The organism is Muricoccus vinaceus (genome assembly GCF_042433125.1).
GTDB lineage: Bacteria > Pseudomonadota > Alphaproteobacteria > Acetobacterales > Acetobacteraceae > Roseomonas > Roseomonas vinacea.
The window spans coordinates 122,729-145,275 of sequence record NZ_JBHLVZ010000060.1 but is presented as its reverse complement, the minus strand read 5'-3'; the positions used below and the strand labels follow the sequence as shown (position 1 = coordinate 145,275).

15 protein-coding genes are annotated in these 22,547 nt (G+C 73.7%); 13 read left to right on the top strand and 2 right to left on the bottom strand.

Going from position 1 to position 22,547, the window contains the following annotated elements; genetic code table 11:
* From ACFFIC_RS17990 to ACFFIC_RS17955, 8 genes are all read left to right on the top strand, one after another.
* Positions 1–513: a TRAP transporter small permease gene (locus ACFFIC_RS17990; protein WP_377052842.1), complete on the top strand. Its 513-nt coding sequence runs from the start codon at positions 1–3 to the stop codon at positions 511–513.
* The gene (locus ACFFIC_RS17985) at positions 510–1,805 is read left to right on the top strand and encodes a TRAP transporter large permease (protein WP_377052840.1); all 1,296 of its coding nucleotides are present in this window, start codon (positions 510–512) and stop codon (positions 1,803–1,805) included. The genes ACFFIC_RS17990 and ACFFIC_RS17985 overlap by 4 nt, the downstream gene beginning before the upstream one ends.
* A 190-nt stretch (positions 1,806–1,995) precedes the next feature.
* The gene (urtA, locus tag ACFFIC_RS17980; protein WP_377052838.1) at positions 1,996–3,231 is read left to right on the top strand and encodes an urea ABC transporter substrate-binding protein; all 1,236 of its coding nucleotides are present in this window, start codon (positions 1,996–1,998) and stop codon (positions 3,229–3,231) included.
* A gap of 47 nt (positions 3,232–3,278) precedes the next feature.
* Positions 3,279–4,832: an urea ABC transporter permease subunit UrtB gene (gene urtB / locus ACFFIC_RS17975; protein ID WP_377052836.1), complete on the top strand. Its 1,554-nt coding sequence runs from the start codon at positions 3,279–3,281 to the stop codon at positions 4,830–4,832.
* Positions 4,829–5,926, top strand: a complete 1,098-nt coding sequence (gene urtC, locus ACFFIC_RS17970; protein ID WP_377052834.1) for an urea ABC transporter permease subunit UrtC — start codon at positions 4,829–4,831, stop codon at positions 5,924–5,926. The genes urtB and urtC overlap by 4 nt, the downstream gene beginning before the upstream one ends.
* Entirely contained in the window at positions 5,923–6,660 is a 738-nt protein-coding gene (urtD, locus tag ACFFIC_RS17965; RefSeq protein ID WP_377052832.1) for an urea ABC transporter ATP-binding protein UrtD, read from the top strand. Before urtC ends, urtD begins: the two co-directional genes overlap by 4 nt.
* 3 nt (positions 6,661–6,663) lie before the next feature.
* The gene (gene urtE, locus ACFFIC_RS17960; RefSeq protein ID WP_377052830.1) at positions 6,664–7,356 is read left to right on the top strand and encodes an urea ABC transporter ATP-binding subunit UrtE; all 693 of its coding nucleotides are present in this window, start codon (positions 6,664–6,666) and stop codon (positions 7,354–7,356) included.
* 105 nt (positions 7,357–7,461) lie between these two features.
* Positions 7,462–8,169, top strand: coding sequence for an SDR family oxidoreductase (locus tag ACFFIC_RS17955; protein ID WP_377052828.1), 708 nt, complete (start codon positions 7,462–7,464; stop codon positions 8,167–8,169).
* Here ACFFIC_RS17955 and ACFFIC_RS17950 read toward each other — a convergent pair.
* Complete coding sequence (locus tag ACFFIC_RS17950) at positions 8,157–8,963, bottom strand: enoyl-CoA hydratase/isomerase family protein (RefSeq protein WP_377052826.1); 807 nt, start codon at positions 8,961–8,963, stop codon at positions 8,157–8,159. The genes ACFFIC_RS17955 and ACFFIC_RS17950 overlap by 13 nt on opposite strands.
* A 142-nt stretch (positions 8,964–9,105) precedes the next feature.
* Between ACFFIC_RS17950 and ACFFIC_RS17945 the strand changes: the two genes are divergently transcribed.
* Positions 9,106–10,293 carry a 4-hydroxybenzoate 3-monooxygenase gene (locus ACFFIC_RS17945; protein WP_377052824.1) on the top strand — a complete coding sequence of 396 codons (1,188 nt, stop codon included), beginning with the start codon at positions 9,106–9,108 and terminating at the stop codon, positions 10,291–10,293.
* Positions 10,294–10,312: 19 nt separating this feature from the next.
* Here the strand turns inward: ACFFIC_RS17945 and ACFFIC_RS17940 are convergent, their stop codons facing one another.
* Positions 10,313–11,074, bottom strand: a complete 762-nt coding sequence (locus ACFFIC_RS17940) for an SDR family NAD(P)-dependent oxidoreductase (protein ID WP_377052822.1) — start codon at positions 11,072–11,074, stop codon at positions 10,313–10,315.
* Between the two features lie 95 nt (positions 11,075–11,169).
* Between ACFFIC_RS17940 and ACFFIC_RS17935 the strand changes: the two genes are divergently transcribed.
* The 4 genes from ACFFIC_RS17935 (at position 11,170) to ACFFIC_RS17920 (ending at position 22,529) form a co-directional block, all read left to right on the top strand.
* On the top strand, positions 11,170–12,180 hold the full coding sequence (locus ACFFIC_RS17935) for an NAD(P)-dependent oxidoreductase (protein WP_377052820.1): 1,011 nt from the start codon (positions 11,170–11,172) through the stop codon (positions 12,178–12,180).
* Positions 12,181–12,359: 179 nt separating this feature from the next.
* Positions 12,360–13,703, top strand: coding sequence for a glycosyltransferase family 4 protein (locus tag ACFFIC_RS17930; RefSeq protein ID WP_377052818.1), 1,344 nt, complete (start codon positions 12,360–12,362; stop codon positions 13,701–13,703).
* Between the two features lie 16 nt (positions 13,704–13,719).
* Positions 13,720–21,213, top strand: a complete 7,494-nt coding sequence (locus ACFFIC_RS17925) for an SDR family NAD(P)-dependent oxidoreductase (protein WP_377052816.1) — start codon at positions 13,720–13,722, stop codon at positions 21,211–21,213.
* The gene (locus ACFFIC_RS17920; RefSeq protein ID WP_377052814.1) at positions 21,210–22,529 is read left to right on the top strand and encodes an aminotransferase class I/II-fold pyridoxal phosphate-dependent enzyme; all 1,320 of its coding nucleotides are present in this window, start codon (positions 21,210–21,212) and stop codon (positions 22,527–22,529) included. Before ACFFIC_RS17925 ends, ACFFIC_RS17920 begins: the two co-directional genes overlap by 4 nt.
* Positions 22,530–22,547: the final 18 nt, after the last annotated feature.

Here is a 22,547-nt window from a genome sequence, read left to right as displayed (position 1 = left end):
ATGACCGAGCACGCAGACATCCAGGCCCCGGGCCTTCAGCTCGGGGAGGCGCCGCCGCGCATCCCCGTCACCGTTGAAGGCGCGCTGGCGGCCCTCGCCATGGGGACGCTCGCGGTCATCACCTTCGCCAACGTGCTCGTGCGCTACTTCACCAGCATCTCCTTCGCCTTCACGGAGGAGTACTCGGTCGCGATCATGGTGGTGCTGGCCTTTCTGGGCACCGCGGCCGCCTTCGCCGCCGACCGCCACATCCGCATGACCTTCTTCACCGAGCGCCTGCCGGTCCGGACGGCGCGCGGGATCGAGATCGGGCTCCTGCTCGTCTCGCTGGTCCTTTTCGCCGCGATCGGCTGGCTCGGCGCGCTCTACACCTGGGACGAGTACCGCTTCGAATCCCTCTCGGCCGGCCTCGGCGTGCCACAATGGCTCTACACGGTCTGGATGCCCGTGCTGTCGGCCGTCATCGTTCTCCGCATCGCCGGGCGCATGGTCCGGGTGGCGCGCGCGCCGTGATCCTGGAGGGCTCCGCGATCCTGCTGCTGGCCTTCTTCGGCCTGCTCTTCCTCGGCGCGCCCATCGGCGTCGCCCTCGGTGCCTCCGGCATCCTCGTCATCGGCATCGAGGGCCTGGGCATCATGGCCCTGCCCACGAATGTCTGGACGGGCATCGCGAAATACCCGCTGCTGGCCCTGCCCATGTTCGTCCTGGCCGGGATGGTGTTCGAGCGGTCGGGCGTCGCGAAGCGGCTGGTGGACTTCGCCGCCGCCATCGTGGGGCCCCGGCGCGGGGGCCTGGCCATCGTCTCCGTCCTTGTCTGCATGGTGCTCGGCGGCATCTCTGGCTCGGGCGCGGCCGATGCGGCGGCGGTGGCGGCGGTGATGCTGCCGCCCATGCTGCGGCAGGGCTACCCGCGCGCCTACACGGCCTCCCTCGTCGCGGCGGCGGGGTCCACGGCGGTGCTCATCCCGCCCTCCATCCCCTTCATCGTCTATGCCGTGCTGGTGCCGGGCGTTTCCGTGCCGGCGCTGTTCATCGGCGGCATGATACCGGGCATCCTGGCCGGGCTGTCGCTGCTGGTCCCGGCGGTCTGGCTGGCCAGGCGTGGCGGCTTCGGCCTGCCCGCGGCGGACGAGGCGCGCATCCCCCTCTGGCAGGCCTTCAAGGGCGCGATCTGGGGCCTCGCCGCCCCTGTGGTGATCCTCGGCGGCCTTCGCTCCGGCGCCTTCACGCCGACCGAGGCGGCGGTGGTCGCGGTCTTCTACGGCTTCTTCGTCGGCCTCGTGATCTACCGCACCCTCACCTGGCGCGACATCTACGCCGTGCTGCGCGCTTCGGCGGAGGTCTCGGCCGTCGTCCTCATCATCGTGGCGCTGGCCACCATCTTCGCCCATGCCGGCAGCACGCTCGGCGCCTTCGACGCGCTCGCCCAATCCCTGATCGGCATGACGAGCAACCCGACGGTCATGCTGCTGCTCATCACCGTGCTCGTGCTGGTGGCGGGCATGCTGATCGACGCGATCTCGATCTTCCTCGTCTTCCTGCCCATCCTGCTGCCCATCGCGAACACCTTCGGCTGGGACCTGACCTGGTTCGGCGTGATCCTGACCATGAATGTCGCGATCGGCGCCTTCACGCCGCCCATGGCCGTGAACCTCATGGTCACCTGCCGGGTCGCCGGCTGCTCCATGGAATCCACCGTGCCCTGGGTGCTCTGGTTCGTGGCGGCGATGCTGGGCGCGCTGCTTCTCGTCACCTTCGTGCCGGAGCTGGTGCTGTTCCTGCCGAGGATGAGCGGCGCGCTTTAGAAGCACCCATCCACCCGCTGCCCCCGGATCACGCAGGCACCGGCCGGCGCTGCCCAAGCCGGCGCCAGTTCCGTCGTGAATCGCCGGCGCGAAAGGTTGCAGGCCCTGGCACGCTTCTCGCAAAGGCGTGACGGCCCGGCCAGCCGCGGGGGAATCCGCGGGCGCACCGGCCTATCTGGGACGAACAAGAATGACGCTCTCCCTTACCCGCCGCGCCGCGCTGGCCGGCCTGGGTGGAGCGCTGGCGATGCCGGCGGTCCGCCCCTCCTTCGCCCAAGGGACGCCCATCAAGGTCGGCGTGCTCCACTCGCTTTCCGGCACCATGGCGATCAGCGAGACCGCGCTGCGCGACACGGTCCTGATGATGATCGACTGGGCCAATGCCCAGGGCGGCGTGCTCGGCCGCAAGCTGGAGCCGGTGGTGGTGGACCCCGCCTCCAACTGGCCGCTCTTCGCCGAGAAGGCGCGCGAGCTTCTCGCCGTTTCCAAGGTGGACGTCACCTTCGGCTGCTGGACCTCGGTGTCGCGCAAGTCTGTCCTGCCGGTGTTCGAAGAGCTGAACGGCCTTCTGTTCTACCCCGTGCAGTATGAGGGGGAGGAGCAGAGCAAGAACGTCTTCTACACCGGCGCCGCGCCGAACCAGCAGGCGATCCCGGCCACCGAGTACCTGATGGGCAAGGATGGCGGCGAGGCCAGGCGCATTGTCCTCCTCGGCACCGACTACGTCTATCCCCGCACCACCAACCGCATCCTCCGCGCCTACCTGAACAGCAAGGGCATCACCGATGCCGACATCATGGAGGAGTACACGCCCTTCGGCCATTCCGACTGGCAGGGCATCGTTTCCCGCGTGAAGCGCTTCGCGGGCGAGGGCAAGCGCACCGCCATCGTCTCCACCATCAACGGCGACGCGAACGTTCCCTTCTACCGCGAGCTGGGCAACCAGGGCATCAAGGCCGAGGACATCCCCTGCGTCGCGTTCAGCGTGGGCGAGGAGGAGCTGGCCGGCATCGACACCAAGCCGCTCGTCGGCCACCTCGCGGCCTGGAACTACTTCATGTCCATGCCGGGCAAGCCGAACGATGACTTCAAGGCGATGTGGCGCGCCTACATCAAGAACGACAAGCGCGTGACCAACGACCCGATGGAGGCCACCTATACCGGCTTCCGCATGTGGATGCAGGCCGTCGCCAAGGCCGGCACCACGGCGGTCGATCCCGTGCGCGCCGCCATGTACGGCCAGAAGGTGATGGCGCCCTGCGGCTACGAGGAGGAGATGCGCCCCAACCATCACCTCACCAAGCCCGTGGTGATCGGCGAGATCCAGGAGAACGGCCAGTTCAACGTCGTCCACAAGACGCCGAACGCCATCGCGGCCGAGAACTGGTCCCCCTTCATCCCCGAGAACGCCAGCCGCCGCGGCTGATGCAAGGAACAGGGCGGCGGGGCCCCTTCCCTGCCGTCCGATCCCCCATGGCCCGCGTCCTCCTCCTTCTCGCCTTCCTCCTGGCCGCGGCGATGCCCGCCGCGGCGCAGGACGCCTTCCTCGACGCCCTTCCCGGCCTCGCCGGCGGCTTCGCCGCCCAGGCGGAGGCGGTGGAGCGCCTCGGCGCGTCCGGCGACCCGCGCGCCCTGCCCGTGCTTCGCGCCCTTTCGGAAGGGCGGCTGCTGAAGCGCGACACGGCCATCATCCTGAACAACGCCGACGCCGCGACCGGCCAGCCCGCCGATGCCGCGGGGGCCGAGACCGTGCGCATCAACAACCGCGTCCGCTCCGCGCTCCGCGGGGCGCTGGGCCGCCTGCAACTCGTCTCCGCCAATCCCGACGAACGACTCGCCGCCGCCGAATCCGTGTTCCGCAGCCGCAGCGCCGAGAATATCCCTGGCCTGGAAGCCGCCATCGCGCGCGAGAGCGTGCCGCGCGTGCGGGAGCGCCAGGAGCTGGCCCTGGCCGCCTCCCGCCTCGTCGCGCCCGAGGCCGCGGTGAAGCGCCAGGGCATCGCGATCCTCGGCGGCGCTTCCTCCGAGGACGCGCGCGCCCTCCTGCTGGAAGCCCGCAACACGAACCCCGACCTCCTTCCCGAGATCGACGCCGCCGTCGCCTCCATCGACGCCCGCCTGACCTTCAAGCGCGCGGCCGAGACGTTGTTCCAGGGCCTTTCCCTCGGCTCCGTCCTGCTGCTGGCGGCGCTGGGCCTCGCCATCACCTTCGGCGTCATGGGCGTGATCAACATGGCCCATGGCGAATTCGTCATGCTCGGCGCCTACACCACCTTCGTGGTGCAGGAGGCCTGCCGGGGCACGCCATGGCTGCTGCCCTGGTCCCTCCCCCTCTCCGTCCCCGCCGCCTTCCTCGTGGCCGGCCTCGCCGGCGCCGCGCTGGAGCGCGGGCTGATCCGGCATCTCTATGGCCGCCCGCTGGAAACCCTGCTGATGACCTTCGGCGTCGGCATGATCCTCCAGCAGGCGGTGCGCCTGGCCTTCGGCGCCCAGAACCGCGAGGTCATCTCCCCCGCCTGGATGCAGGGCACCCTGTCGCTGCCCGGCGGCATCCTCATCACCCAGAACCGGCTCTGGGTCATCGTGTTCGCGCTTCTCGTGCTCCTGCTCGCGATCGCGGCCATCCGCCTCACCCGCTTCGGGCTGGAGATGCGCGCCGTGGTGCAGAACCGCCGCATCGCCGCCACCATGGGCATCCGCACCGGCCGGGTGGATGCGCTGACCTTCGCCTTCGGCTCGGGCATCGCCGGCATGGCGGGGGTCGCGCTGAGCCAGATCGACAACGTCTCCCCCAATCTCGGCACGGGCTACATCATCGACAGCTTCATGGTCGTCGTCTTCGGCGGCGTCGGCAGCCTCGTCGGCACGCTGGTCGGCTCCATGGGGCTCGGCGTGCTGAACAAGGTGATCGAGCCCTGGGCGGGCGCCGTGCTGGCCAAGGTCGCCGTGCTGGTGATCATCATGCTCTTCATCCAGCGCCGCCCGCGCGGGCTGTTCGCCCTCAAGGGCCGGGCGGCGGACGCATGAGCGAGATCGCCGCCGCTTCCGCACCGCGTGGCATCCCGGCACGGCTGCTGGTGCGGGGTGCCATCCTCGCGGGCATCGCCGTGCTGGCGCTGCTGCCGCTGCTGAACCAGCTTCCCCTTGGCAGCGCGCTCCGCGTTTCGGACTTCACCGTTTCCGTCACGGGCAAGTGGATCTGCTACGCCGTGCTGGCGCTCGCGATCGACCTGGCCTGGGGTTATGCCGGCATCCTTTCCCTCGGCCACGGCGCCTTCTTCGCACTGGGCGGCTACGCCATGGGCATGCACCTGATGCGGCTGATCGGGCCACGCGGCGTCTATGGCCACCCCGTCCTGCCGGACTTCATGGTCTTCCTCGGCTACCGCGAACTTCCCTGGTACTGGCTCGGCTTCGACCACTTCCCCTATGCCATGCTCATGGCCCTGCTCGTGCCGGGGGCGCTCGCCTTCGTCGTCGGTTGGCTCTCCTTCCGCAGCCGCATCACCGGCGTCTACTTCTCCATCCTCACGCAGGCGATGACCTACGCCCTCATGCTCGCCTTCTTCCGCAACGACATGGGCTTCGGCGGCAACAACGGCTTCACCGACTTCAAGGAGTTGCTGGGCGTGCCGCTCAACACCCAGGGCGCGCGCGCCGGGTTGTTCTATGCCGCCCTCGCGCTGCTGGCGGGCTCGCTGTTCCTGTGCCGCCACGTCGTCTCCACCAAGCTCGGCCGCGTCCTGGTTGCGGTGCGCGATGCCGAGAGCCGGGTGCGCTTCCTCGGCTACTCCGTCACCTCCTTCAAGCTGGCGGTCTTCGTGCTCTCGGGCATGATGGCGGGGCTGGCCGGTGCGCTCTACGTGCCGCTGGTCGGCATCATCAACCCCGGAGAGTTCGCGCCCGGCAACTCCATCGAGGCGGTGATCTGGGTCGCCGTCGGCGGGCGCGGAACGCTGGTCGGCGCGGTGCTCGGCGCCTTCTCCGTCAACGCCGTGAAAACCTGGCTCACCTCCTTCGCGCCGGACCTCTGGCTCTTCGTCCTCGGCGGCCTCTTCGTCGCCGTCACCCTGCTGCTGCCGCAGGGGCTGGTCGGCCTGTTCCGCAGGCGCGCCCGATGAGCGGGCCGGTCCTTTACCTCGACGGCGTCTCGGTTGTCTTCGGCGGCTTCCGCGCATTGAACAACCTATCCCTCGTCGTCGATCCCGGAGAGCTGCGCGCCGTGATCGGCCCCAACGGCGCGGGCAAGACGACCATGATGGACGTGATCACCGGCAAGACCCGCCCCACCGCGGGCGTCGTGACGTTCGGGGACCATGACCTGACCAAGATGGACGAGGCCGCCATCGCGAATCTCGGCATCGGCCGCAAGTTCCAGAAGCCCACCGTTTTCGACGCGCTGACGGTGTTCGAGAACCTGGAGCTCGCCCTGAAGGCCCCCCGCGACCCCTGGTCCTGCCTCCGCTGGCGCCTCGCCGCCGCCGCCCGCGCGCGGATCGGGGCGGTGCTGGAGGAGATCGGCCTTTCCGCCCGCGCGAGGGAACTCGCCGGCGTCCTTTCCCACGGCCAGCGCCAATGGCTGGAGATCGGCATGCTGCTGATGCAGGACCCCGAGCTTCTCCTGGTGGACGAGCCCGTGGCGGGCATGACCGACCAGGAAACCGAGCAGACCGCCGCCCTGCTGCGCCGCATCGCCGGCCGCCGGAGCGTGGTGGTGGTGGAGCACGACCTCGAATTCGTCCGCGCGCTCGGCGAGAAGGTCACGGTGCTGCACGAGGGCACGATGCTGTCGGAGGGCTCCATCGACGCCGTGCAGAACGACCCCCGCGTCATCGAAGTCTATCTGGGGCGCTGAGGGATGCTGAGGGCCACCGGCATCCGCCTCTCCTACGGCGCCAGCCTCTGCCTCCGCGGCGTGGACCTGGCCGCCGATCCCGGCCGCATCACCTGCGTCCTGGGCCGCAACGGCGTGGGCAAGTCCTCCCTCATGCGCTCCGTCATGGGGGTGGAGCGCATCTCGGCCGGGCGGATCGAGTGGGAAGGGCGCGACATCGCGAACCTCTCCCCCGCCGACCGTGCCCGCGCCGGCATCGGCTACGTCCCCCAGGGGCGGGAGATCTTCCCCTTCCTCACCGTGCAGGAAAACCTCGAAACCGCCCTCGCCGCCGCCCCGCGTGGCAGCAAGGTGTCCCCGGAGGTCTTCGACCTCTTTCCCATCCTCCGCCAGTTCCTCCGCCGCCGCGGCGGCGACCTGTCGGGCGGGCAGCAGCAGCAGCTCGCCATCGCCCGGGCGCTGACCGCCCGCCCCCGCCTGCTGATCCTGGACGAACCCACCGAGGGCATCCAGCCGAGCGTGATCAAGGACATCGCTCGCGTCATCCGCCACCTGGCGCGGGACCGGAACATGGCGGTGGTGCTGGTGGAGCAGTATTTCGAGTTCGCCCGCGACCTCGCGGACCGCATCACGGTGATGGTCCGCGGCGAGGTCGCGCTGGAGGGCGAGGTCGGCGCGCTCGGGGAAGAATCGGTCCGGCGGCTGCTCACGGTCTGACGAAAGGCGGGGCGGGGTGGAGGGGCCAGGGGGACCCTCCGCCCATGCCCGCAAACCGGAGACGCCCGCCCCGCGTTCCCCGCCCGGCATCCGAGGGACGGGTTCATGGCGGAAGGAAAGCGCGTCGCGCTGGTCACCGGCGGCGCGAAGGGCATCGGGCGCGGCATCGCGCAGCGCCTGGCCGCCGATGGCTGGCACGTCGTCACCGCCGACACCGAGGCCGAGGGCCCGCCCGGGGCCGCCCGCCACGTCCGGGCCGACATCGGCGACGAGGCCGCCGTCCGCGCCCTGGTCGATGGCATCGCCGCGACCGAGGCCCGGCTGGACGGCCTCGTCTGCAACGCCGGCATCATGGTGCGCAAGCCGCTGCGCGACCTTTCGCTGGAGGAGTGGTCCCGCGTCATCGGCACCAACCTGACCAGCACCTACCTGCTGGCCCGCGCCAGCGAAGCCCTGCTGCGGCGCGCCCGCGGCGCCATCGTCACCATGGCCTCCACCCGGGCGCACCAGTCGGAGCCGGACACCGAAAGCTACGCGGCCTCCAAGGGCGGGCTGGTGGCGCTGACCCATGCCCTGGCGATCAGCCTCGGCCCCGATGTTCGGGCCAACGTCATTTCCCCCGGCTGGATCAACGTGCGGGAGGAGACGCTGAGCAAGGCGGACAACGCCCAGCACCCCGCCGGGCGCGTGGGCAGGCCGGAGGACATCGCCGCCCTCGCCGCCTGGCTGCTCGGCCCCGAAAGCGGCTTCGTCACCGGCGCCGAGTTCATCTCGGACGGCGGGATGACGCGGAAGATGATCTACGAGGACTGAGTGGCCAGCCAGGCCGGCGCGCGGCGCTCGCGGAAGGCCGCAATGCCTTCGTCGGCCTCCCCGCTCGTGGTGCAGCGGGCGAAGGCCTGCGCGCCCGCCTCCGCATAGCCCTCCGGCACGGCGCCGCCGAGGGCCGCCAGCATCGCCTTCGTTTCCGCCAGCGCCCCGGGGGCGCCCTGCATCACGTCCGCCATCGTCGCCGCCACCAGGGCGTCCAGCGCCGCGGCGTCGGGCGCCACCTGGTGCACCAGTCCGATCCGCCCGGCCTCGGCGGCGTCCATCACATGCCCCTGCAGCACCATGCGCGCCGCCTGGCTGCGCCCGGTGCGGCGGACGATCCAGGGCAGGATCTGCGCGGCGACCAGCCCGCGCCGGGCCTCCGGCGCCGCGAAGCGGGCATCGGCGCTGGCGAAGGCGATGTCGGCCGCGCAGACGAAGCCCAGGCCGCCCGCGAAGGCCGATCCCTGCACGGCCGCGATCACCACCTGCGGCAGGGCGGCGATGGCCGCGAAGCGCGCCCCGATGGCCCGGTTGCGCTCCAGCTGCGCCGCCATGCGCTGTGCCTCCGGCAGGGGCTCGCCCACCTCGCCCAGGTCGAGCCCCGCGCAGAAATGTCCGCCCGCGCCCGAGAGCACCAGGATCCGCGCCGAGCGGTCCTCCCGCAGCTCCGCAAGAAGCGCATCGATCGCCGCCGACAGGGCGCCGTTCAGGGCGTTGCGGCGGGCGGGCCGGTTCAGCACGGCGCGCACGACGCCCCCCTGCCGCGTCACCAGAAGCGGGTTCTCGTCGCTCATCGGCGTTTCCTCCATGCTCTCGGCCCGTCATGCCGGGGCGGCGGAGGGTGGGCAAGGCGGCCCCTTCCCAGGCCGGGGTTTCAATCGATATGAGTCATAAGATCAGGCCCGCCTCCCGGCCCCCGTCCAGGAAAGAACAGCCATGTCCCAGCGCACCCAGGTCGGCATCGTCGGTTGCGGCCCCGCCGGCCTCTTCCTGTCCCACCTCCTCCACCGCGCGGGGATCGAGAGCGTGATCGTCGAGAACCGCTCGCGCGAGGCCGTGGAGAGCACCATCCGCGCCGGGGTGCTGGAACACTGGGTGACCGACCTCATGCGCCAGATGGGCCTGGGCGGCCGCATGGACCGCGAGGCGCACATCCACAGCGGCATCACCCTGCAATACGGCCGCAACCGCTTTCACCTGGACATGACGGAGCTGACCGGCGGCAAGCAGGTGACGGTCTATGCCCAGCACGAGGTGCTCTGCGACCTCATCGCCGGGCGGGTGGCGGATGGCGGCGTGATCCATTTCGAGGTGACGGAAACCGCCTTCCACGATGTCGCGACCGATGCCCCCCGCATCGCCTTCCGCCATGCGGACGGCACGCCGGACGAGCTGCTCTGCGACTACGTCGTGGCCGCCGACGGCTTCCACGGACCCGGGCGCAAGGCGATTCCGGAGGGCGTCCGCCAGGAATACAACAAGAGCTATCCCTTCGGCTGGCTCGGCATCCTCGCCCATGCGCCGATCTCCTGGCACGAGCTGATCTACGCCCGGCACGAGGACGGCTTCGCGCTGCTCAGCACGCGCTCGCCCGAGATCCAGCGCATGTACATCCAGTGCGACCCGGCGGACGACATCGCCAACTGGCCGGATGCCCGCATCTGGGGCGAGCTGCACAAGCGCCTGGAGATCGCCGGCAACTGGCACCTCTCGGAGGGGCAGATCTTCCAGAAGGGCATCATCCCGCTGCGCTCCTTCGTTTGCGAGACGATGCGCCACGGCCGTCTGTTCCTGGCCGGGGACGCCGCCCACATCGTGCCGCCCACGGGCGCCAAGGGGCTGAACCTGGCGGTGGCCGACGTGCTGGTGCTCTCCCGCGCGCTGGAGGACGCAATCCGGCACAACCGGACGGAGCGCCTCGACGCCTATCCCGCCACGGCGCTGCGCCGCATCTGGAAGGCCGAGCGCTTCTCCTGGATGATGACCACCATGCTCCACGTGGATGCCGCGGAATCGCCCTTCGAGCACCGCATCCGCATGGCCGACCTCGACTTCCTGTCGGGCTCGCGCAATGCCCAGGCCGCGGTGGCCGAGAACTACGTCGGGCTGCCCTTCGACGCCTGAACCCGCGGGGCGCCCCCGCTCACATCACCACGCCGCCGCTGACGTGGATGGCCTGCCCGGTGACGTAGCCCGCCCCCGGCGAGGCCAGGAAGGCCACCGCCGCCGCCACGTCCGCGGGCGTGCCCAGGCGCCGCATCGGGATGCGCGGCAGGATCGCCTCCCAGGCCCCGGGGTCCAGCGCCGCGTGGGTGCCCGGGTCCTTCTGCGTGAAGCCCGGCACCACCGCGTTCACGGTCACGTCGGGCGCCCATTCCACCGCCAGCGACCGCACCAGCGCCTCCACCCCCGCCTTGGCGGCGGCGCTGGCGGGAAAGGTGGTCGTGTCCGTGCGGAACAGGTGCGCGACAAAGGAGGACACGGCCACCATCCGCGCCAGCCCCCCTTCCCGCCCGGCCCGCAGCAGGTGCGGCCCCGCCGCGCGCGCGAGGCGCAGGAAGCCCCAGAGCACGGTGTCGGCGCTGCGGGCGAAGGCCTCGTCCGTCAGGGCGGAGACCGGCGTGCGGTCGGCGAAGCCGGCATTGGCCACCACCACCTCCAGCCCGCCCAGCGCCGCGGCGGCTTCCTCCACGAGCCGCGCGGGGGTGGCGGGGTCGGTCAGGTCGCCCATCAGCACCACCGCCCGCGCCCCGGCGGCGCGCAGCTCCCGCGCCACCGCCTCGGCCCCCGCCCGGTTGGCGCGGGCATGCACGGCGATGCCGGCCCCGGGCAACGCCAGGGCGCGCGCGGTGGCCGCCCCGATCCCGCTGGAGGCGCCCGTGACCAGGATCCGCCGTTCCGCCATTCGCCATTCCCCCATGCCCGCGCCGCCCCCCCGCATGGACGGCGGCGCCCCTGCTGCGCAGGATGCCGCGCCATTGGCCAAGGGGGGAGAGGCGCATGACGATCACGGTGATGCAGGCGGAGGGGCTCTACCCGGACGATGTGGTGGAGCGGGAGGTGCTGGGCCCCGACGTGCGCATCCTCCAGCCCCCCGGCGGCGCCAGCCTGGCGGAGGTGCCGGACGCCCTTTGCGCCGAGGTGGAAGGGCTCTTCGTGTTTCGCCACTGGCTGGGCGCGGCCGACATCGCACGCTTTCCCCGCCTGCGCTGCGTGGTCCGCATGGGCGTGGGCTATGACCGGCTGGACCGGGCCGCGCTGGCGGCGCGGGGAATCGCTGCCTGCAACCTGCCGGACTACGGCACCACCGAGGTCGCCGACCACGCCATCGCCCTGGCGCTCGCGCTCCGCCGCGGCCTGCTGCTGCACCACGAGGCCCAGCGCGCCGACCCGCCCGCGGCCTGGGAGCCGATCGGGAGCCCGCTGATCCAGCGCCCCTCCACGCGCGTCTTCGGCGTGCTGGGACTCGGCCGGATCGGCACGGCGGCGGCGCTGCGGGCCAAGGCCTTCGGCTGGCGCGTGGTGTTCCACGACCCCTTCCGCCCCAACGGCACCGAGCTCGCGCTGGGAATCGGGCGCGCCCGGCGAATCGAGGACCTGTTCGCCGAGGCGGACACCCTGTCCATCCACACGCCGCTGACCCGCACCACGCGGGGCCTGGTGGACCGCCGCCTGCTGGGGCTGCTGCCACCGGGCGCCGTGGTGGTGAACACCGCCCGCGGCCCCGTGCTGGAGCTGGACGCGCTGGAAGCCGGGCTGCGCGAGGGCCGGATCGCCGGCGCCGGGCTCGACGTGCTGCCGGAGGAGCCGCCGGGCGCATCCGTCCCCCCGCTGCTCGCGGCCTACCGCGCCCGCGAGCCCTGGCTGGCCGGACGTCTGATCGTGACGCCCCACAGCGCCTTCCACTCGCCGGAGGCCCTGGCGGACATCCGGCGCAAGAGCGCCGAAACGATGCGGGACGTGTTGATCGAAGGAAAAGCGACCAACGTCATTTCGCCTGGTGACGAGTAGGGAGAGGCCCTATAACGTAATCGTGAGTTAAGGGATCTGGCTGGCACCACGGGTGCAGTGCCGTGGCCGCGCCGGAGAACGACGGGTTTCTCAGTGTTTTTGCCGGCTTCGGTAAAGGCCCGTGGCAGCTGGCCGAACCGCCGCGGTAAAGATTTGTTGATAATCGAAGGGGTGAGCCAGTGCCGCGTGGAGAGGAGAGCATCGGGTCCGACCGCCTCCGGCCCGCCCGGATGCCCCATGTGATCCTCGACGTGTCCCGCCTCCTGGCCTGCGGCACCAAGGCCGCCCCCTCCGGGATCGACCGGGTGGAAATGGCCTATGCCCGCCACTGGGCCTCCGCGCCGGAGGGACGCTGCACCTTTGTCGCCCAGGCCATGCTCGGGGACCACGTCGCCTTGCCCTGGCGGGCGGTGGTGGGCCTCGTCGCCTCCCTCGGCGATGCCTGGCGGCTGGGCGATCCCTCCGGCCAGCAGGCGCGCCGGGCCCGCCGGCTGGCGGTCGCGCTGCGCTGGCGGGTGATGGCCGGGATGGGCCAGCGCGAGCTGGCCCGCCGCCTGCGCGAGCCGGACGCCAAGACCTTTCTGCTCGTTTCCCACCGGGCGCTGGACCGCGAGCGCCCGATCCGGAGCATGCGGGACGCGGGCTGCACCTTCGTGCCCCTGATCCACGACCTGATCCCCACCACCCACCCGGAATATGCACGCCCGGGCCAAGCTGAGCGGCACCTCCGGCGCATCCGCACCACGGCGGCGCTGTCGGATGCCATCATCGTCAATTCCGCGCACACCGAGGCGGCGCTGCGCCCGCATCTCGGCGGCCGCGGCTCGCCGCCCTCCGTGCTGGTGGCGCCGCTGGGCATCGACCCGCCTCCCGCCCCGGCCATGGCCCTGCCGGCGGACCCGTATTTCGTGGTGCTCGGCACCATCGAGCCGCGCAAGAACCACCTTCTGCTGCTGCACCTGTGGCGCGACATGGCGGCCCAGATGGGCGGGCGCGTGCCGCACCTGGTGGTGATCGGCCGCCGTGGCTGGGAGAACGAGAACGTCATCGACATCCTGGAGCGCTGCGACGCACTCCGGGGCGTGGTGCGCGAGGTCGGCCAGGTTTCGGACCGCGAGGTGGGGGAACTGCTGCGCGGGGCGCGCGCCCTGCTCTTCCCGTCCTTCGCCGAGGGCTATGGCCTGCCGCTGGCCGAGGCCCTTGCGCTCGGCGTGCCGGCCATCTGTTCGGACCTCCCGGCGCTGCGCGAGGTCGGCAACGCCGTGCCCGACTACCTGGACCCGCTGGACGGCCGGGCCTGGCGCGACGCGATCCTGGATTACGCGGCCCCCGGCAGCGCCGCGCGCGAGGCCCAGATGGCCCGCCTGTCCGGATGGAGCGCCCCCTGCTGGAACCGGCACTTCGAGGCCGTGGACGAGATGCTGGCCCGGCTGGCCCTCCACCGCGTCCGCTCGCCTGCTCGCGCGGCGGAAGGGGGATGGCTGCGCGCCCGTCCCGCTGGCCCGGGCGGGGCCGTCACCTGAGCGCGGAGGCCAAGCCGTGAGCGGAGTGGGAACCAAGTCCGGAAGGCCGCCGCGCGGCGGAGTGCACGGCGGGAAGAGCCGGCGTGCCACCCCGCCCGCCCGCCCGGCCGCGCCCGAGCCGGTGGCGATCATCGGCGCCGCCTGCCGCTTTCCCGGCGCGCCCGACCTCGACGCCTTCTGGACGCTGCTCGAGGAAGGCCGCGACGCCGTCGGGACGCTGCCCACCGACCGCTTCAGCCAGGACTGGTTCTTTCATCCACGGCGGGAGGAGCCGGGCCGCGCCTACAGCTTCGCCGCCGGCCACCTGGGCGACGTGTCCGGCTTCGATCCCGGCCATTTCGGCCTTTCCCCGCGCGAGGCGATGGAGGCCGACCCGCAGCAGCGGCTTCTGCTCGAGGTCGCCTCCGAAGCGCTGGAGGATGCCGGCTGGCCCGCCTCCGCCGTGGCCGGGCGCGAGGTCGGGGTTTTCGTCGGCGGCTCCTCCACCGACTACGCGGAGCTGCGCCTGTCCGATCCGGCGGGCGTGGACCGGCACTTCATGACCGGCAACACCCTGTCGATCCTGGGGAACCGGATCACCAACGTGTTCGACCTTCGCGGCGGCGCGCAGACGGTGGACACCGCCTGCTCCTCCTCCCTGGTCGCGCTTTCTGCCGCGGTGGACGCGCTGCGGGCCGGGCGGGTGGAGGCGGCGCTGGTGGGCGGCGTGCAGCTCCTGCTCTCGCCCTATGCCTTCACCGGCTTCTCGCGCGCCTCCATGCTGTCACCCACCGGGCGGTGCCGGGCCTTCGCCGCCGGGGCGGACGGCTATGTGCGCGGCGAGGGCGCGGGCATGGTGGTGCTCAAGCCCCTCCGGGCCGCCCTCGCCGACGGCGATGCCGTGCGCGGCGTGATCCTGGCGGCCGGGGTGAACACGGTGGGCCGCTCCATCGGCCTGTCCCTGCCCGACCCGCAGGCGCAGGCGGGGCTGCTGCGCCGGGTGCTGGCGGAAGCCGGCCTGCCACCCGGCCGGGTCGCCTATTTCGAGGCCCATGGAACCGGCACCCAGGCCGGCGACCCCGTCGAGGCCTCGGCGATCGGCGAGGTTCTCTCGGGTGCCGCGCGCGCCGGGGCGCTCCCGGTCGGCTCGGTGAAAACCAACATCGGCCACCTGGAAACCGCCTCCGGCATGGCGGGGCTGCTCAAGGCCCTGCTGATGCTGGAGAAGCGGGTGATCCCGCCCAGCCTGCATTTCGACGAGCCCAGCCCGCGCATCGACTTCGGCGCGCTCAACATCCGCGTGCCCACCGCTCCCGAGCCCCTGCCGGGCCGCGCGCCGGTGATCGGGGTGAACTCCTTCGGCTTCGGCGGCACCAACGCCTCCCTTCTGCTCGGGCCCGCCCCCGCGCCGCGGCGGGCGGCGAAGGCCGCGCCCGCGGCGGAGGCGTTTCCGCCCCTGCTGCTCTCGGCCCGCTCCGCCGCCAGCCTGCCCCGCGCCGCCGAGGCCTGGTCCGCCGCCCTGCGCGCCGCCCCGGCCTGCGCCCCCGCCCTGCTCCGCGGCCTGGCCCGCCACCGCGACCTCGGGCCGCACCGCCTGGTGCTGCGCGGCGCCGATGCCCAGGCCCTGGCCACCGGGCTCGACGCCTTCGCGGCCGGGGAGTCCGCGGGCGTGCAGGGCGTGGTGCCCCCCGGCTTCCTCGGGCGCGACACGGTCGCCTTCGCCTTTTCCGGCAATGGTTCGCAGTTCCCGGGCATGGCGCGGGAGGCCATGGCCCATTCCCGCCCCTTCCGCGAGGCGGTGGAGGCCGCGGACGGCCACCTGGCGCCCTGCCTGGGCTGGTCCGTCGCGGCGGCCCTGGCGGATGGGCTTTCTGCCGAGGCCCTGGCCGCGACGGAAGTGGCCCAGCCCCTGCTCTTCGCCGTGCAGCACGGCCTCGTCGGCGCCATGGCGGATCAGGGCATCCGCCCGGGCCTCGTGTTCGGCCATTCCGTGGGCGAGGTGGCGGCGGCGCTGGCGGCCGGCGTCCTGGACCTGCCCGGCGCCGCACGCCTGATCGTGGCGCGCTCGGCGGCGCAGGCGCGCACGCGGGGCCGGGGGCGCATGGCCGCCCTCACCGCCACGGAGCAGGAGGCCGCGCCGCTTCTGGCCGAATGCGGCCCGGGGCTGGAGATCGCCGCCCGCAACGCGCCGCGCGCCCTCACCGTCGCCGGCCCCGTCGCCGCCATCGCCCGCCTGGCCGCCGCCGCCCGGCGGGAGCGCCTGGGGCTGGTGGTGCTCGACCTCGACTACGCCTTCCATTCCGCGGCCATGGACGAGGTGGCGGGTGGCCTGGCCGCCTCGCTGGAGGGGTTGCGCCCGGCCATGCCGCGGATTCCCTTTCTGTCCACCGTCACCGGCGCCGCGCTCGATGAGCCGGCCGATGCGGGCTACTGGTGGCGCAACCTGCGCGCGCCCGTGCGTTTCGCCGAGGCCGCCGCCGGGGCCGGTCGCCTGGGCGCCGGGCTGGTGATCGAGATCGGCCCGCACCCGATCCTGCAATCCTACCTGCGGGAGGCCCTGCGCGGCGCCAAGGCCGAGGCCGAGGCGCCGGTGCTGGCCAGCCTGTCCCGCCGCGACCCGCCGGGCGATCCCATCCCCGGCATCGCGGACCGGGCGACGGCACTGGGCGCGGACCCGCGCTCGGCCCCCGCCTTCGCCGGCCCCGCGCTGCGCCGGGGGCTGCCGGCCACGCCCTATGCCCGCGCGCGGCACTGGTTCTCCGCGACGCCCGAGGCGGCCCGCCTGCACGACCCCGTGCTGGACCATCCGCTGCTCGGCTTCCGACGCGACGCCGCCCCGGCCGAGGGCGGCGGCGCCACCTGGACCCGCAACCTCGACGCGGCCCTGATGCCCTGGCTCGGCGACCACCGTCTCGGCGAGGAAGCGGTGCTGCCCGCCGCCGGCATGGTGGACATGGCGCTCGCCGCCGCCGCGCTGCGCTTCCCCGACGCGGAGGCGCTGGAGGTTTCGGGCCTGCAGATCCTGCGCCCCCTTCTCATCCCCTCCGGGGAGCGCGAGGCGGGCAGCCAGGAGCTTCGCTTCCGCCTGGCCGACGACGGCACCTTCCGCCTGGAGTCCCGCCGCCGGATGAGCGGCGAGGGCTGGTCGCTCCACGCGCGCGGCCTGCTGCGCGCGGCCACCCTCGGCGCCTTGCCCGATGCCGCCGCGCCGCCGGCGGGTGGGCGCCGGGTGGAGGAGGCGGCGCTGCACGCGGCGGCCGCCCGTTGCGGCCTGGAATACGGCCCCGCCTTCCGCCCCGTCCAACATGTGGTGCTGTCCGAGGCCGGCGCCGCCGCCGAGGTCTCGCTGTCCCTGCCCGCGTCCGCCCCGCCCGACCAGGGCTTCCTGCTGCATCCCGTGCGGCTGGACGGCGCCCTGCAGGGGCTGATCGCCCTGCTGGCCGAGCACCGTGGCATCGGCGCCCCCCATGCCCCACAGGGCGAGGCCCTGGTTCCCGTGCGCTTCGAGCGCCTGGTGCTGCGCCGCGGCGCGGCGCCCGCGGTGCGCGCGGGGCTGGCCCTGACCTATGCCGGCCAGCGCGCGGCGGAAGCGCGGCTGGTCCTGGAGGACGCGGCCGGACGCGCGGTGGCGGTGGCCGAGGGCGTGTGGTTCCAGCGCGCCCGCCTGGGGCGCGCCGGCGCCGAGATGGTCGTCTTCCGCATGGAGGACCGTCCCGCCCCCGATCCCGCCCTGCCGGCGCCCGAGCCCGCGCTGGAGGCCGCCCTGGCCGCCGCGGAGGCGCGCGACGAGGCGCTCGGACTGTCGGAATCCGCCCTGCTCATCGAGGCCTACATCGCATCGGCCGTGTTCGCGGCCCTGGCCCGGGCGGAAACAGCCCCGGGCCAGGGCAGGCGCACGAAGCCGGGCGGGGACGCGGGCAGCACGGTGGTGCCGGCCAACCCCTATGCCGCCGCCATGCTGCGCGCCCTGGAGGAGGACGGCCTCGCGGCCCGGGAGGGCCACGCCTGGCGCCTGCTGCCGAGCGACGACATGCCCCTGCCGCAGGATATCTGGCTTTCCGTGCTGATGGAGCGCCCGGTGCTGGCGCAGGACCTGGCGGTTCTGGCGCTCGCAGCGGAGCGCCTGCCGGAGGCCATGGCCGGCCGCTTGCCACCGGACACGCCGCCCCTGGCCCTTTCGGAGGAATCCGCCGCCCGCGTCAGCCTGGCGCAGGTGATGGCGGACGCCGCCGGCGCCATCGCGGCCGCCTGGCCGGCCGAGCGGCCGCTGCGCGTGCTGGACCTCGGCGGCCCCGCCCTCACCATGGCGCTCTCGGCGCGCCTCGCCCGCTCGGGGCGGCGCGTGCTGCACATCATGGCGGGGGAGCCCCGGCCGGCGCCGCCGCCGCAGGAGATGACGGACGTCTCGGCGATCGAGTGGAGCCCCGAAAGCGGCGGCGCCGCGCTTCCGGCCGTGGACCTCGTGATCGGAATCAACGGCGCGCTGGCCGGGGGGATCGGCCCCGGCATCCTGCCCCTGCTCGCCCCCGCGCTGGCGGAAGGCGGAGCCCTTCTTCTGGCGGAGCCGCAGCCCGGCCGGGTGATGGATTTCCTCCAGGGCCAGGACACGGTGAACTGGTCCCGCCCGGCCCCGTGCGGCCCCGATGCCTGGCGCGGGACGCTGGAGGCCGAGGGCTGGCTCGCCGGAAGGGTGGAGCCGCTGCGCGCCTCGCCCATCCCCGCCCTGCTGGTCGCCGCCCGCCGGCCCGCGCCGGCCCTGGCCCATGACGGGCCCGCGCTGGCAGAGGGCCGGCGCGCCGTGCTGGTCTCCGATGCCGGGGCCGCGCCTCTGGCCGAGGCCCTGGCCGACCTGCTGGGCCGCAACGGCGCCAGGGTGGAGCGCCACCGGCTGGAGGACATCCAGGCCCTGCCCCCCCGCGTGCTGCGCGATGCGGCGGTGGTCGCGCTTGCCAGCCCGGCCGCCCGCGCCACCACCCTCGCCACCACGCTGTCGGGGATCGTCCGCCTGGCGGAAGCATCGGCGGGCACCGCATCGGCCCTCACGCTCGTGGCGCAGGGGGATCCGCAGCTTCCGGCGGCCGAGGCCGTGCGCGCCCTGGCGCGGGTGCTGTGCAACGAGATGCCCTACCTCGCGCCGCGCCGCGTGTTGGTGGATTCCGCCCTCGCCCCCTCCGCCGCCGCGCGCCGCCTCCTGCCCGAGATCCTCTCTCCCGGCGCGGAGCCCGAGCTTGTGCTGGGCCTGTCCGGCCGGCGCGTGCCGCGGGTGGCGCTCGGCGCCCGGCCCGGCCCGGCCCGGCCCGCGCGCCTGGCCGTGCGCCAGCCCGGCGCGCTGTCGTCCCTCGCCTGGGAGCCGATGGAGGCGCTGCCCGCCCCGGGCCCGGGCGAGGTGCGGCTGCGCGTGGAGGCGGCGGGGCTGAACTTCCGCGACCTGATGTGGGCCCAGGGCCTGCTGCCCGAGGAAACCCTGAAGGACGGCTTCGCGGGGGCCGGGCTGGGCATGGAATGCGCGGGCGTGGTGGAGGCGGCCGGCCCCGGCGCGCCCTTCCGCCCGGGCACGCGCGTCTTCGGCTTCGCCCCCCGCGCCCTGGCCAGCCGCGTGCTGACCCGCGCCCAGGCCCTGGCCACCATCCCCGAAGGCATGGGCTTCGCCGCGGCCGCCACCATTCCCGTGGCCTTCCTGACCGCCGTCTATGCCCTGGAAAGCTGCGCCCGGCTTTCCCCGGGGGAGCGCGTGCTGATTCATGGCGGTGCGGGCGCGGTGGGGCTGGCGGCGCTTCAGGTGGCCCAGGCCGCGGGCGCGGCGGTCGCGATGACCGCCGGCACCGAGGCCCGCCGCGCCTTCCTGCGCGCGGCCGGCGCCGACCTCGTGCTCGACAGCCGCTCGGCCGGCTTCGACGACGCGCTGCGCCGCGCCTGGCCCGAAGGCGTGGACGTGGTGCTGAACTCCCTCGCGGGGGAGGCGATGGAGCGCAGCCTGGCGCTGGTAAAGCCCTTCGGGCGTTTCGTGGAGCTGGGGAAGCGCGACTTTGCCGAGGACCGCCGCATCGCGGTGCGCCCCTTCCGCCGCAACGTCACCTATTTCGGCGTGGACGTGGACCAGCTTCCCTCCGCCCGGCCGGACGAGGCGGCGCGGCTGCTGGAGGCGATCCGCGGCCGGCTGGCCACGGGCGACCTGCGCCCCCTGCCCTATGCCCGCCGCGGGGCGGAGGATGTGGAGAGCGCCTTCCGCCTGCTCCAGGCCAGCGGCCATATCGGCAAGATCGTGGTGTTCCCCCCGCGCGGCGACGCGACCGCCCCCACCCCCTGGTCGCCCGGCGCCGGCACCGTGCTGGTGACGGGCGGCACGGCGGGCTTCGGGCTGGAATGCGCCAAGTGGCTGGCGGCCAACGGCGCCGCGCGCATCGCCCTTCTTTCCCGCCGCGGCCCGGCCGCGCCGGGGGTGGGGGAGGCCATCACCGCCCTTTCCGCCCTCGGCGCGCGGGCCAGCGCCCATGCGGTGGATGCCGCCGACCGCGCGGCCCTGGGCGCGCTGCTGAACACGCTGCGGGCGGAGGGGCCGATCACCGGCGTGGTGCACGCGGCGGCGGTGTTCGACGATGGCGCCGCGACCGGCATGGACGCCGCCCGCTTCGCCCGCAGCCTTTCCCCCAAGCTGGAGGCGGCGGAGAACCTGGACCGGCTGACGGCGGGGGACCCGCTGAATCTGTTCCTGCTCTTCTCCTCGGCCACCACCGCGCTCGGCAATCCCGGCCAGGCCAACTACGTGGCCGCCAACGCGGCGCTGGAGGCCCTGGCCCGCCGCCGCCGCGCGCGGGGGCGCCCGGCCCTGGCCGTGGGCTGGGGGCCGATCGCCGATGCCGGTGTTCTGGCGCGCGATGCCGCCACCGCCCGCACCCTGTCCCGCCGCCTGGGGGTGGAGCCGATGGCCGCGCGCGAGGCGCTGGAAGCCCTGCCCGGGCTGATCGCGGGGGCGGCTCCGGTGGTGTCGCTGGCCCGCCTTTCCTGGAAGCGCGCGGGCTCCGCCCTGGCCGTGCTGCGCGAGCCCGCCTTTGCCGCGCTTCGCGGCGAGGCGGAGGAAGCGGATGCCGGCATCGCCGACATGCGCGCCCATCTCGCCGCCCTGCCCGCCGCCGAGGCCCAGTCCATGCTGGCGCGCATCGGCGCGGAGGAGATGGGCCGCATCCTGCGCCTGCCCGCCGACAGCATCGCTCACGACGCCCCCGTGGCCCGGCTGGGGCTGGACAGCCTGGGCGGGCTGGAGCTGCGTGGCGCGCTGGAGGCGCGGCTGGGCATGCCCGTGCCGCTTTCGGCGGTGACGGAGGACCTGACCGTCGCCGGCCTCGCCGCGCGCATGGTGGAGGGGCTCTCGGGCGGCGCGCGGGAGGCGCAGATGGACGCCCTGCTCGACAGCTTCGAGCCCGGTGCTTCCCCGTCCGGGCCATCGCCCGCGCCGGAACCGGGGACGCTCCGCGCCCTGGCCCCCGAAGGGCGGGAGGCGATCTCCGCCGGGGCGGGGGAGACGCGGCCGTGACGCAAGGCATCGGACTTTCGGCAGCGGCCCGCCTGGCCCTCCTGCAGCGTCTGTCCAAGCGGCGCGCGCGGCAGGAGGAAAGCGGGGCCGTGGCCGGCGCGCGCTCCTTCGGCGACCTGCCGGCGCTGCGCGACTTCGAGATGATGAAGACGGCGATGGAGGCGCTCGACCTCCCCAATCCCTTCTTCCGCCCCCATTCGGGCGTGGCCGCCGACACCACGGTGATCGGCGGGGCCGAGTACCTGAACTTCTCCTCGTACAACTACCTCGGGCTGAACGGCGATCCGCGCGTCAAGGCGGCGGCGCACGCCGCGATCGAGCGCTACGGCGTCTCCGCCTCGGCATCCCGCATCGTCTCGGGCGAGCGCCCGCCGCACGCGGCGCTGGAGGCGGCGCTGGCCGCGCATTACGGCACGGAGGCCGCGCTCTGCCTCGTGTCCGGCCACGCCACCAACGTCACGGTGATCGGCCACCTGATGGGCCCGCGCGACGTGATCCTGCACGACGCCACCATCCACAACTCCTGCGTGGAGGGCGCGCGGCTTTCGGGGGCGAAGCGCATCGCCTTCGCCCACAACGACGCCCAGGCCGCCGAGCGCGAGCTGGCCGCCGCCCGCCGCGGGGCCGCCCGCGCGCTGATCGTGATCGAGGGCCACTACTCCATGGACGGGGACGTGCCGGACCTCGCCCGCTTCGTCGAGGTCGCGCGCCGGCACGACGCCTGGCTGATGGTGGACGAGGCGCATTCGGTCGGCGTCCTCGGCCCCCGCGGCCAGGGCATCTTCGAGCTGCAGGGCGTGGACCCCGCGGGGGTCGACATCTGGATGGGCACGCTGTCCAAGACGCTGTCCTCCTGCGGCGGCTACATCGCGGCGCGGCGGCAGCTGATCGACTGGCTGCGCCACACCGCGCCCGGCTTCGTCTACTCGGTCGGCCTCGCGCCGGTGCTCGCGGCCTCGGCGCTCGAATCCCTTCGCGTGCTGGCGGAGGAGCCCTGGCGCGTGGCCCGGCTCAACGGCAACGCCACCCGCCTGCGCGACGCGCTGCGCGCGCGCGGGCTGGATGCGGGTGCCTCGGGCGGGCACGCCATCGTGCCGCTGATGACCGGTTCCTCCATCCGCGCGGGGCGGCTCTCGGCCGAGCTGTTCGCGCGCGGGATCAACGTGCAGCCCATCACCTTCCCGGCCGTGCCGGAGCGCGCGGCGCGGCTGCGCTTCTTTGTTTCCTCCGAGCACACGGCCGAGCAGATCGACCGCACGGCCGCTGTTGTGGCGGACACCTGCGCGGGCCTCGCCCCGGTGGAGATGGCGGGCTGAGCGGGCAGGCAGGCCGCC